The organism is Sulfurovum sp. (genome assembly GCF_049668085.1).
Classification (GTDB): domain Bacteria; phylum Campylobacterota; class Campylobacteria; order Campylobacterales; family Sulfurovaceae; genus Sulfurovum.
The window spans coordinates 58,468-70,547 of record NZ_JBATIY010000079.1 but is presented as its reverse complement, the minus strand read 5'-3'; the positions used below and the strand labels follow the sequence as shown (position 1 = coordinate 70,547).

The 12,080-nt window shown below is 38.1% G+C and carries 14 protein-coding genes; all 14 read left to right on the top strand.

The features are described 5' to 3' along the window. Window positions 1–231: hypothetical protein (locus WBM70_RS05155; protein ID WP_424557444.1), on the top strand; the 231-nt coding region annotated here is incomplete at its 5' end. A gap of 250 nt (window positions 232–481) precedes the next feature. Further along, the gene (locus tag WBM70_RS05150; RefSeq protein ID WP_424557443.1) at window positions 482–1,552 is read left to right on the top strand and encodes an efflux RND transporter periplasmic adaptor subunit; all 1,071 of its coding nucleotides are present in this window, start codon (window positions 482–484) and stop codon (window positions 1,550–1,552) included. Then, the gene (locus WBM70_RS05145; RefSeq protein ID WP_424557442.1) at window positions 1,549–4,677 is read left to right on the top strand and encodes an efflux RND transporter permease subunit; all 3,129 of its coding nucleotides are present in this window, start codon (window positions 1,549–1,551) and stop codon (window positions 4,675–4,677) included. Before WBM70_RS05150 ends, WBM70_RS05145 begins: the two co-directional genes overlap by 4 nt. A gap of 370 nt (window positions 4,678–5,047) precedes the next feature. Then, entirely contained in the window at window positions 5,048–5,212 is a 165-nt protein-coding gene (locus tag WBM70_RS05140; RefSeq protein ID WP_424557441.1) for a hypothetical protein, read from the top strand. A gap of 149 nt (window positions 5,213–5,361) precedes the next feature. Next, window positions 5,362–5,703, top strand: coding sequence for a hypothetical protein (locus tag WBM70_RS05135; RefSeq protein ID WP_424557440.1), 342 nt, complete (start codon window positions 5,362–5,364; stop codon window positions 5,701–5,703). A 41-nt stretch (window positions 5,704–5,744) separates the two neighbouring features. Continuing rightward, window positions 5,745–6,299, top strand: a complete 555-nt coding sequence (locus WBM70_RS05130; protein WP_424557439.1) for a Na+/H+ antiporter subunit E — start codon at window positions 5,745–5,747, stop codon at window positions 6,297–6,299. Beyond that, a complete protein-coding gene (locus WBM70_RS05125; RefSeq protein ID WP_424557438.1) occupies window positions 6,286–7,263 on the top strand; it encodes a universal stress protein in 978 nt (325 codons plus the stop codon). The genes WBM70_RS05130 and WBM70_RS05125 overlap by 14 nt, the downstream gene beginning before the upstream one ends. A 6-nt stretch (window positions 7,264–7,269) precedes the next feature. Then, on the top strand, window positions 7,270–7,548 hold the full coding sequence (locus tag WBM70_RS05120) for a monovalent cation/H+ antiporter complex subunit F (RefSeq protein ID WP_424557437.1): 279 nt from the start codon (window positions 7,270–7,272) through the stop codon (window positions 7,546–7,548). Continuing rightward, window positions 7,535–7,834, top strand: coding sequence for a monovalent cation/H(+) antiporter subunit G (mnhG, locus tag WBM70_RS05115; RefSeq protein WP_424557436.1), 300 nt, complete (start codon window positions 7,535–7,537; stop codon window positions 7,832–7,834). The genes WBM70_RS05120 and mnhG overlap by 14 nt, the downstream gene beginning before the upstream one ends. Beyond that, window positions 7,822–8,130: a Na(+)/H(+) antiporter subunit B gene (locus tag WBM70_RS05110; RefSeq protein WP_424557435.1), complete on the top strand. Its 309-nt coding sequence runs from the start codon at window positions 7,822–7,824 to the stop codon at window positions 8,128–8,130. Before mnhG ends, WBM70_RS05110 begins: the two co-directional genes overlap by 13 nt. A 38-nt stretch (window positions 8,131–8,168) precedes the next feature. Next, window positions 8,169–8,819, top strand: coding sequence for an MnhB domain-containing protein (locus WBM70_RS05105; RefSeq protein WP_424557434.1), 651 nt, complete (start codon window positions 8,169–8,171; stop codon window positions 8,817–8,819). Next, window positions 8,816–9,124 carry an NADH-quinone oxidoreductase subunit K gene (locus tag WBM70_RS05100; RefSeq protein ID WP_424557433.1) on the top strand — a complete coding sequence of 103 codons (309 nt, stop codon included), beginning with the start codon at window positions 8,816–8,818 and terminating at the stop codon, window positions 9,122–9,124. Before WBM70_RS05105 ends, WBM70_RS05100 begins: the two co-directional genes overlap by 4 nt. Before the next feature lie 160 nt (window positions 9,125–9,284). Then, on the top strand, window positions 9,285–10,589 hold the full coding sequence (locus WBM70_RS05095) for a complex I subunit 5 family protein (RefSeq protein WP_424557432.1): 1,305 nt from the start codon (window positions 9,285–9,287) through the stop codon (window positions 10,587–10,589). Next, window positions 10,586–12,079 (top strand): complex I subunit 5 family protein, encoded by a 1,494-nt coding sequence (locus tag WBM70_RS05090; RefSeq protein ID WP_424557431.1) that lies wholly within the window; start codon window positions 10,586–10,588, stop codon window positions 12,077–12,079. Before WBM70_RS05095 ends, WBM70_RS05090 begins: the two co-directional genes overlap by 4 nt. The last annotated feature ends 1 nt before the right edge of the window (window position 12,080 follow it).

Genomic DNA, 12,080 nt, shown 5'->3' with positions numbered 1-12,080 from the left:
TTTTTAATTGAATTTGGTTTAATCTCTCTAGGTGCAAGTATTTTAGGGATACTCCTAGGTAGTATTGGTTCTTATATTATTAGCACTTTACTCTTTAACTCCTATTGGGATTTTAGGCCAGATGTTCTGTTGCTCTATTTTTTCTTTATACCGATCTTAACAATCTTGATTGTTAGCTTCATTACCTCAAGAATGATACAGCAAAAAGAGAATGTTCTTTTTGGTGAATAGTATCCATAGACAAAAACATAACTGAATAAAATTGTATTTATCTATCAACTATCAAAAATAGATGAATATTGCTATTGATTATTTAAAGAATGTAGGGTAAGATAGTCGCTAGATAGGGAAATAGGATGATGCAAGATGATTATCTTAATATTTAGGGGCATTATATTACCAAGTGATAGAGATTGCTGAGCTAAACGTACGCATATTTTAGTATCTGGCTGTATTGTACAGTGGGAGGAGAACTTAAAAAATGAAACAATTTTACACCCGACTGATAGTTCTGTTTATTCTTGTACTGTCCACACAGTCAGTACAGGCTGACACTGCCACGAAAGTGATAGTTTCTCAAGTGGAAAATCAAATTTTTAAAGACCAAGTGGAAGCACTAGGAAGTTTAGGAGCTAATGAAAGCGTAGAACTAATGTCTACAGTGACTGAACATGTTCAAGCCATTCACTTTGACGATGCACAGCGCGTAAAAAAAGGCATGCTCCTGCTGGAGATGAAGATAGAAGAAGAACTCGCAACACTTGAAGAGCAAAATGCCATCTTGGAAGAAGCCAAAAGACAAGTGAAAAGATTTACACCCTTAATTGCAAATGGGTCTGTTGCAAAAACAAATCTTGATCAATCTAAACTAGAAGTTTCAAAAGCCAATGCACGGATCAATGCCATCAAGTCACAAATTGATGAACGACGTATAGTAGCTCCATTTGACGGTCTCATAGGACTTAGAAACATTAGTGTAGGTGTTATGCTTGGTCCTGGCACTCCTATTGCCACCATTCATGATGACAGTGTTATGAAACTTGATTTTTCGCTCCCTTCACTTTTTCTATCTACTCTTAAAACGGGTGTAAAAATTAAAGCAACAACTGATGCGTTCCCAAAAAAAGTCTTCTATGGAGAAATATCACATATAGACAATCAAGTAGATCCCCTCACACGTACTATCAGGCTAAGAGCTCTCATCGACAATACTGATCATACTCTTAAATCTGGACTTTTAATGCAAGTAACATTAGAGACCAATATTCGACAAGCACTGGTTATTCCTGAGGAAGCGATAATTCCAAATGCTGATAAAAATTTTGTTTTGGTAGTTATTGAAAAAGAGAAGATCAAAACAGTAGAAAAACGCTTGGTTGAAACAGGTGTAAGAGAACCAGGGAAGGTAGAGGTGTTATCAGGTCTTTTAGCAGAAGATCTAGTGGTCATACATGGCACTATGAAAGCAAAATCTGGAAAACCGATCATGATACAAGCGATACAAAAAGGGGATGAAACCCTTATGGAACTGATGGAAAAGAATATCCCGTGATCTTATCTGATATCTCTATTAAACGTCCGGTTTTTGCCTCAGTTATTTCACTGTTGTTCATTGCTTTTGGACTTGTCTCTTTTGACCGTCTGTCACTTCGTGAGTATCCCGATATTGACCCACCTGTAGTCACGGTTGAAGTTACCTATCCCGGTGCACCTGCAAACATCGTCGAAACTCGGATCACTGAGCTGGTTGAAAAACGTATCGCAGGGATTGAGGGCATAGACTTCATTGAATCTTCTTCTAATGATGGAGAATCAAAAGTGACGATAGAGTTTTCTGTCAACCGTGATATTGATGCAGCAGCCAATGATGTACGTGATCGTATCGCTGGAATACAAGGCGATCTGCCTGTAGAGGCAGATCCTCCAGAAGTGCAAAAAGTAGACAGTAATGATGATGTGATCATTTGGCAAAACCTTGCCAGTACAAAGATGAGCGTTCCGGAACTCACTGACTATGCAAGGCGCTATCTTGTAGACCAATACTCCACACTTGGTGGTGTCGCGAGAGTCAGAGTAGGGGGTGGGCTTAGCTATGCTATGCGTATTTGGCTTGATCGTAAAAAACTTGCCGCTAGAAACCTCAGTGTCTCAGACGTGGAGTCAGCACTCAAAGCTGAAAACATAGAACTGCCTGCTGGAAGTTTAGAATCAGATACACGTTTATTTCAAGCACGTATAGACAGAAATTTTAAAAAACCAGAAGATTTTAAAAAGTTGGTTTTACAAGAAGGATCAGATGGTTATCTTGTGCGTCTTGAAGATGTTGCCCGTGTAGAGCTTGGTGTAGAAGAGGATCGTACCTTTTTTCGTGGTAACGGCATCTCTATGGTAGGTATAGGTACTATCAAACAATCCACCGCAAATACCATCGAAGTATCCAGAAATGTTAAAGCCCTCACAGAAAAACTTAACAAATCACTGCCTGAGGGTATGACCATAGAACAAAGTTATGACAGTTCTATTTTTATTGAGGCTTCCATCAAAGAAGTCTATATGACACTCTTTATCGCTATTGCTTGTGTCATCTTGGTCATCTATCTTTTTTTAGGAAGTATTCGTGCCACATTGGTACCTGCTGTGGCAGTTCCTGTGTCTATTATTGCAACCTTCATGCTCATCTATGCTTTTGGTTTTTCTGTCAATCTTTTGACACTGTTAGCGCTAGTACTTGCAATCGGTCTAGTAGTGGATGACGCGATCGTCATGCTTGAAAATATCGTACGTCGTATGAAAGAGTATGGTGAGACACCGCTTGTGGCATCGTACCGTGGTGCTAGAGAAGTAGGCTTTGCTATCATCGCAACTACCCTCGTACTTATTGCGGTATTTGTACCTATTACCTTTTTGGAAGGGGACATTGGTAGGCTTTTTACGGAGTTTGCACTTACCATCTCAGCAGCAGTTGCTTTCTCATCCTTTATTGCCCTCACCCTTTCACCCGTTATTGCTTCTAAATTCCTCTCTGCAAAAACCTCAAAACCAAATGCTCTGATAGGTTTTATGGATAGTTTTTTAAAATATTTACGTAACCTGTATATAAAACTTCTAAAAACAATGCTCAAATTACCGCTACTTGCCAGCTTACTGTTTTTTATTTTGTTGGGAGTTACCACTTGGGTATATCCTAATGTGAAACAAGAGTTTATACCTAAAGAAGATAGAGGTGCTTTTTTTGTCATGGTTAATGGGCCTGAAGGGGCAACATACAAATACATGGAAGAGTATATGACGGAAATCGAACGGCGTTTAATGGCTTATGTAGAAGAGAATCAAGTCAGTCGTCTTTTAGTTCGAACACCTCGTGGTTTTGGCACATTGGCGAATTTTAATGATGGAATGGCAATTGTTCTACTTAACGATTGGTCAAAGCGCAGACCTGCAACAAAAATCATGGCTGAGATTCGTCAAAAACTTTCAGATCTACCTGGTGTACGTGTATTTACCATCATGCGACAAGGGTTGGGAGGGAGAGCTGAAAAACCAGTCCAATTTGTTTTGGGTGGGTCAACCTATGAAGAACTTGCCCAGTGGAGAAACATACTTTTTGAAAAAATCACTGAAAACAACCCTGGGCTTATAGGACTTGATAGCAGCTATAAAGAAACACGTCCACAAATTGATTTTGAGATCAATTATGATAGGGCAGCGGAACTTGGTGTATCAATCAAAGAAATCGGTACCACTCTAGAAACCATGATGGCTGGACGAAGAGTGACCACTTTTTTAGATAGAGGAGAGGAGTATGATGTTATTGTAGAAGGTGAACGGGCGAAACAACGCTCTTTCGACCAAGTAAAAAACATCTATGTAAGATCTGATCGTTCGGGATCTATGATAGCGCTGTCAAACCTTGTTACCATTAAAGAATACGGTGCGGCTAAGACACTCACACGCTATAATCGTATACGTGCTATCACCCTGGAAGCCAATCTCAAAGAGGGATATAGGCTAGATGAAGCATTGACCTATCTTAATGACATGGTGAAAAAACATTTGCCTGAAATTGCTATCGTTGACTACAAAGGACAAAGCCGTGACTTTATACAATCAGGTTCGTCTATTGTATTTGTATTTGTTTTAGGACTTCTTGTTGTATTTTTAGTACTTGCCGCACAGTTTGAAAGTTATATACATCCATTTGTCATTATGCTAACAGTGCCACTAGCTATGGGAGGTGGTTTACTGGGGCTCTATCTCACTGATACTTCACTGAATATCTATTCGAAAATCGGGCTGATTATACTGGTTGGACTGTCGGCGAAAAATGGTATTTTGATCGTTGAGTTTGCAAACCAACTTCGAGATAGAGGAGTGGAATTCTCACAAGCCTTGATAGAGGCAGCTGAAATACGCTTTCGCCCGATTCTAATGACAGGTATTACAACCATCGCTGGGGCAATTCCTCTAGTTATCTCAAGTGGTGCAGGTTCTGAAACACGTTTTGTGATCGGGATCGTCATTTTGAGTGGTGTTTTTGCCGCAACGATCTTTACACTTTTTATCGTGCCTATAGCCTATAATCTATTAGCCCGTCACACTAAATCACCTGGTGCTGTTTCGGATAAACTTGTGAAAGAAGAAGCAGAGCAGGAAAAGACAGGAAGTGTTAAACTATGAAAATGTTCAACGAATATTAAAAAAAATGACCCCAAATGTGTCATTAGTATATGGATAAATATAGTAAATAAAGGAATAGGGCATAACTTATCGTTCCGCTGACTAATATTAATGAAGTCTTCGGACTTCAATTGGTCCAAAAATTAATCAAAAATCCCTCTCATATACTTATTTATATAACTTTAATATCTCTCGCTTAATGAGATGCTGAAACCTTAGATTATTATATATTTTATAAGGGTATATCTATAATTATTTTTAGTTTAAAGAAAAATGATTATTTTGTATACAGTTAATTGAATAATATTGTGTTAATTAAGACTATAGTAGTACAGAAGCAAAAAAACTAATCTACAGAAAAGAGGAAAAGATGCACAACAAATACTTCACTATCAAACAGAAACAAGCAAGGAACTACTCCACAATCGAGCAGAAGCTACAAGAGAAGTACTGCACAATCGAACAAAAGATGCAAGAAAAGTATTCTACTATAGAGCAAAAGTTACAAGAAAAGATGCAAAAGAACTTCTCTTAAATAATTAAATGTATTAGTACTTTAGATGACATAAAGTTCATTTTACTAAAATATGAAAACTTTATAATATTATATATTTTATTAGGTTTTGAAAATAGCCTTGTTATTATTTAATTCTTCTGCTATAAATAATATAAAAAGGATGAATAATGAAAACTAAACTAATGATTCTTATGACATTTCTTGCTATTCTATCAATCAATGTATCTGCTAGTACAGAAATAAATAATGCCCTTAAAAAACAATGTGACTATCTAGTAAATGGAAATGGTAAAAATATTGAGGCTTATAATACATACTTACTTGGTATTGTCACTGGTATGAAATATGTCATTCCAGCTGAAGAAGCAAAACAATATGGAAAAAATACCAAAGCAGGTGAAATCAAAATTAAAGCATGTGAAAATACTTTAAATCATATGACTTCACTTGGATTTGAACTTGACTATTTGAGAGAAACATTAATGCTTTTCTCAACAAGATATGATTAAATTATTCATTCAGAAAACTGCTATAAATAAAAGGCAAGGATATGAAGACTAAACTAAAATCAACTGGCTTTCTATATGTTTTTGTGAAAAATGTTACCCCGTCGTCTTTAGTTTTTCGGATATTACTTTTCCTATTAACTTGGTGGGTACTTACAGATGGTGATGCATCTTCATGGTGGATCGGTTTACCGGCTGTAATACTGAGTACGATTTTAAGCATAACACTTTTTCCTCCAGTTCATATCGCATTCATCAGACTAGCAGCATTTATACCACTTTTTTTGATTTATTCTATTAAGGGTGCATTAGAAGTTGCTTTACGAGTTTTTCATCCACGTCTACCTATTAGCCCGGACATGGTAAAGTATTCCTTAAGTTTGCCTCCTGGTTTACCGCGTGTCTTTATGGTAAATTTGGTGAATTTAATACCAGGTACATTAACAGTTCAGATGGAGGACAATGAGTTAACCATTCATATCATGGATAGTCGACATGATTTTAAAACGGAACTCATTATATTAGAAGAACAAGTAGCTAAGATATTTAGTTCATGTCAAAATTTTTATAAAGGAGATAAGTACAATGCAACGATTTAAGAATATATTATGTGTAGTTGACCCCGAAAATGGAAACAGAATGGGACTTGAACGTGCTTTAACACTTGCAGAGAAGAACAATGCAAACCTGACGGTGATAAATGTTTTTCCAGGCTCAGGCATGAATGCAAACATGATTAAGCAAAACATAATGGACGATATTGAAGCATCTGTAATGGCTTCAAAAAATGAGCAGTTGAAATCTTTTGTGGATACTTTTCCGCAGAAAATTAAAATTTATACAAAGATACTTGTTGGTACACCATTTCTTGAAATAATCTATGAAGTACTTCGTAATGAGTACGACTTGGTTATTAAAACACCGACAAAATTAGAATGGATGGATCGTATATTCGGTAGTGATGATATGCATCTACTGAGAAAATGTCCATGCCCAGTGTGGATGATACATAAAGATACACCAAAGTCATATAAGAACATTTTGGCCACTATCGATATAAGTAATTCAGAGCATGAGCAGGAGATCAAAGCTAATGAATCTTTAAATGTGCAGATCCTTAAGATGGCAGGATCACTGGCTGTTTCTGAATTAGCAAACCTTCATATAGTGCATGCTTGGTATTTACCTGGCGAAAGTATGTTGCAAGGAGCACGTTTAAGAATGGACCATGCCCGGATTCTTGAATATACAAAAAATATAAAGCGTATACATGAGGAGAAACTAGATACATTTATAGATAAAATCTCCACCGAAAAAACAGGAGAATTAATTGATTTTCTTAAACCAAAAAAACACCTTGTCAAAGGTTTTCCAAACAAAGTGATTCCAGAGTTTGCAAAAAATATAGATGCTGACTTGGTCGTTATGGGAACTATTGGACGTACTGGTATCCCAGGGTTGATCATCGGTAATACCGCAGAAGATATACTTAATCAGATTCATTGTTCTGTACTCGCGGTCAAACCATCTGATTTCGTTTCACCAGTTACTCTGAAGAAGTAGTCGAATATGCATACTGTTTTACTTTTACTAGCAATGTTTTTGATGCTTAACCTTATTGCAGGTATGTGGCGCATTTTTCGTGGCCCAACTACTGCTGACCTTATGCTTGCAGCTCAATTGTTTGGTACAATCGCAGTAGCACTGCTAATAGTCTTAGCTGAAGTATCAAATCAATCCAGTCTACGTGATGTAGCATTGCTTTTCGCTCTGCTCTCTGCTGTTACTGCAGTAGCCTTCGTGCGACGATCCCAATTGAAGGAGACACACATTCATGACACTGATTGAGTATGTATCACTACCTTTTCTATTGATTGGTGCGTTCTTCTTCTTGGCAGGAACTTTGGGGCTTCTTCGTTTTCCCGATGTGTACACACGACTGCACGCATTAACAAAAGCTGACAATATCGGATTGGGTTTTATCATTTTCGGTCTTTCACTACAGGCAGATTCATTTGTTGTAGTGGGTAAATTAATATTGATATGGTTACTTGTACTTCTTTCGGGATCTAGTGTAGCACATTTGGTTGCTAAAAGTGCATTAGAGAAAGGAATACGTTTATGGAAATCATGATTAAAATTTTTGATGGCTTATTATGCATGGTTTTATTATGGGTTGGATGGCAATCACTCTCAAGTACTAATTTATTTAAAGCCATTGTATTGTTTATTACTTTTGGACTGCTCATGGCAATTTCCTGGATTCGTTTAAATGCAATTGATGTTGCGATAGCTGAAGTAGCTATTGGTGCTGGTTTAACTGGTGCACTACTCCTGGCTGCATTAGCAAAGTTACAAAAAACAACTCATATTGACCAAACCTCACATATTTCGGCCAATAGCAAATGCGAGGAAGGGAAAAACAATTGACTGCCAATAAAAACAAAAGTGAGGATAAGATAATCCGTTTGCTGCTAATAATATTTCTGACCTTAATTGCTTCAATAGTGGGATATGCAGTATTGTCCTTACCCGAGTCCGCGACAAACCTTCAGGGATTGGTGGATAACAATATAGATATAAGCGGTGTGAGTAATCCCGTTACGGCCGTATTACTCAATTTCCGTGTTTACGATACCTTTCTCGAGATGGTAGTACTTCTAGTCGCTCTGTTAGGTGTTTGGTCTATTCAAGAAGTACCTATAGAGTCTATTAGTGATTTTAAAAACCCTGTACTTCATACTCTAGTTGACCTTTTAGTACCTTTTTTAATATTGGTTTCTATCTATCTGCTGTGGGTAGGTGCCCATGCTCCAGGAGGTGCATTTCAAGCTGGATCTGTATTTGGTGCAGGCTTGGTTCTACTGATGTTATCTGGACGTCAGCCATTTTTAAATTTCAAAGGCTTTCCACTTCATTTTGCTCTTATTATAAGTGTAACGTTGTTTATTGGTATTTCAATATATAGTATATTTGCAACGGGGGAATTACTGAAGTATCCTCTTTCTCAGGCAAGCAGTATTATCTTTATACTTGAGGGTATGGCAACTGTTTCTATTGGGCTTACGTTGTCCCTCCTGTTCTATGGTATTTATACAAAAAAGAAATCTAAACAATGAATATGCTTTTCATATATGCCTTGACAGGTACCGGACTTTTTTTTATCGGACTTCATGCCTTGATAATTCATACTCATTTGTTACGAAAAATCCTGGCACTGAATATAATGGGCAGTGGAGTATTTTTAGTACTCATATCTCTTGCAATGCGAAGTGGGCATTCCTCTCCAGACCCTGTTTCTCATGCCATGGTGATTACCGGTATAGTAGTTGCTGTCTCAGCTACGGCACTCGCACTGGTGCTCATAATAAGGGTAGTTGATATAACGGGTAAAACTGATCTCCATGACCAGGAGGATGAATAATATGGTGCAGTTTATTACGACTCTTCCCTGGGCTATAATTTTGATCTTATTTCCCTTGAGTGGAGCAATTATTAGTTTCCTCTGGTTAAAACAAGGCAATAGAATAGGGATTCTAACAATAACTTTTGTACTGATCTCAGTTATTTTTCTAGCATGGTCTATGATTGAAAAAGGCGTCTATATTCATACTATAGGTGGATGGGATGCTCCATTAGGTATTAATCTATATGCTGACGGATTAAGCCTTATAATGCTCATCATGACGGCTCTAGTAGGTTTAGGTATCAGTATATATGCTATTAGTTATTTTTCTGTAGATCAGTCAAAACGCTTTTGGCCACTTTGGCTCTTGATCATTGCAGGATTAAATGCACTATTTTTGTCATCGGATATATTTAATTATTATGTTGCTTTGGAGTTAATTGGTCTTGCAGCTGTTTCCTTGACCGCCTTGGGAAACACTCGTAAAGCCTTTTTGGGAGCTATGAGATATCTTCTTGCAACGCTTTTAGGTTCGTTACTCTATCTCTTTGGAGTAGGACTATTATATCACGGTTTTGGAAGTCTTGATATTGCTACACTCTCCCAAAATGCTCAGGCCACACCAATACTCTGGGTATCATTGGCACTTATGAGTGGTGGATTGCTACTCAAGACGGCCCTTTTTCCACTTCACTTCTGGCTTCCCCCCGCTCACTCCAGTGCACCTGCACCGGTTAGTGCATTGTTGTCCGCATTGATCATTAAATCATCTTTCTATATCCTGATACGTCTTTGGTTGACTATCTTCGGTCCTTTGAATGACGGTACAGTAGAAACTATCTTTGGTTTGTTGGGAACTGGGGCTATTTTATGGGGTTCTTTTCAAGCTTTGAGACAAACACGACTGAAGTTATTGGTAGCCTATTCAACCGTAGCCCAGATAGGCTACCTCTTTTTGGCTTTTTCATTAGCAATAAGTGGTGCCACTATAGCTTGGAATGCAGTTGTTTTTTTGGCTTTTTCCCATGCTCTGGCAAAAAGTGCCATGTTCCTTGTTGTAGGTAATTTATTACGCTTTGGTGGACATGACGAAATCATACATCTTGACCGAGTAGCACAACGTTTGCCCATTACAACAGCTGCATTCGCCCTAGCGGGTATAAGTATCATAGGATTGCCTCTAAGTGGAGGTTTTATCGGAAAGTACTTTCTTCTTGAAGCAGCATTACGGCAAGAACAATGGGGAGTTGTGATAATTCTTCTTGTTGGTAGTTTATTATCTGCTGCATATATATTTAAAGTCATCAGTCATTTTTTTACCCCATCGTCAACTCCTCATAATTCTAAAATAATTCCTGCGAACATGGAATGGTCAGCACTGTTACTGGCAGTAGCAGCAGTCCTTTTAGGATTATTCTCTTCTTCCGTTTTGTCTATAACCGATTTGGGCTCTCCATTTGAGCTGGAAGGAGAGCAACTATGATTTCAGACAACTTAATTCCTCTTTTTATGATAATGAGTTCATTTTTACCTGCTCTTATGATTTTTGGATTGGCAGAAGAGAGAAAAATTTTACGTACGTCATTGAATCTTATCGGTGTTGTTTCAACACTTGCTTTGGTGGTCTATATGTTTATTGGTGTCTATCAAGGGCATCATTACGAAACACGCTTTGCATTACTGCCAAATATTGACCTGGTACTGCTTGCTGGACCAATAGCTTTGTTCTTTGGAGCACTCTCAAGCGTCTTATGGCTTCTTACAACCGTCTACGCTATAGGTTATTTGGAGGGTTCACCCCACCGCAGCCGATTTTTTGGGTTTTTTAGCCTGTGTATTACTGCCACTCTTGGAGTAGCTTTTTCAGGCAATCTTATCACTTTTTTAATCTTTTATGAAATGTTGACTTTGGTTGCATACCCCCTGATTGTACATCGAGGGACAGAAGAAGCTAGACTCGCTGGACAAAGCTATCTGATGTATACAATTTTTGGGGGTGCATTGCTATTACTCGGTACTGTATGGCTTTACACATTAACAGGAACATTAGAGTTTACACCACGGGGATTCATAGAAAATGTAGATGAAGAGCATTATTTTGCCCTTGTGAGTATTTTCATCTTATTGATTACTGGATTTGGAGTTAAGGCTGCACTTGTTCCACTACACGGATGGCTACCACTTGCTATGGTTGCCCCTGCACCTGTGAGTGCACTACTTCATGCCGTAGCAGTTGTAAAGGCAGGTGCATTTGGTATTATTCTTGTAGTTTACGAAGTATTTGGTGTTGAGAAAGCAGCTCATATGGGGCTTACTCAGCCATTAGCAGTGTTAGCGGCTATTACTATCATCTATGGATCGGTAATGGCTTTGTATCAAGATGACCTAAAACGAAGACTTGCATATTCGACAGTAAGTCAAGTTTCCTACATTATATTGGGTGTAGCCATTGTTGGTCCAATCGCAACAATAGGGGGAGTGGTGCATCTTGTTCATCAAGGAGTAATGAAAATTACACTTTTTTTCACAGCAGGTAATTTCGCAGAGACGCTTGGTATTCACAAAGTAAGTGAAATGAACGGTGTTGGTCGGCGTATGCCATTAACAATGACTGCTTTCACGATCGGTGCACTTGGCATGATAGGTGTACCACCGATTGCTGGATTTATTAGTAAATGGTATCTCGGTCTTGGTGCACTCCAGGCGGATCAAGAGTGGGTAATTTTAATCCTTATTGGTAGTAGTCTCTTGAATGCAGGCTATTTCCTACCAATTTTATATCGTGCATGGTTTTTACCTGTACCGGAAAAATGGCCTCATGAACATAATTTTGGTTCAAGGGAGACCTCTTTAATGCTATTGATACCACCATTAATTACTGCACTGTTGGCACTTATATTTGGCCTCTTAGCCTCATCACCTTATAGTCCGCTAGAGTGGGTTAAATTGATCGCAAGTAGGGAGTTTTATTAAA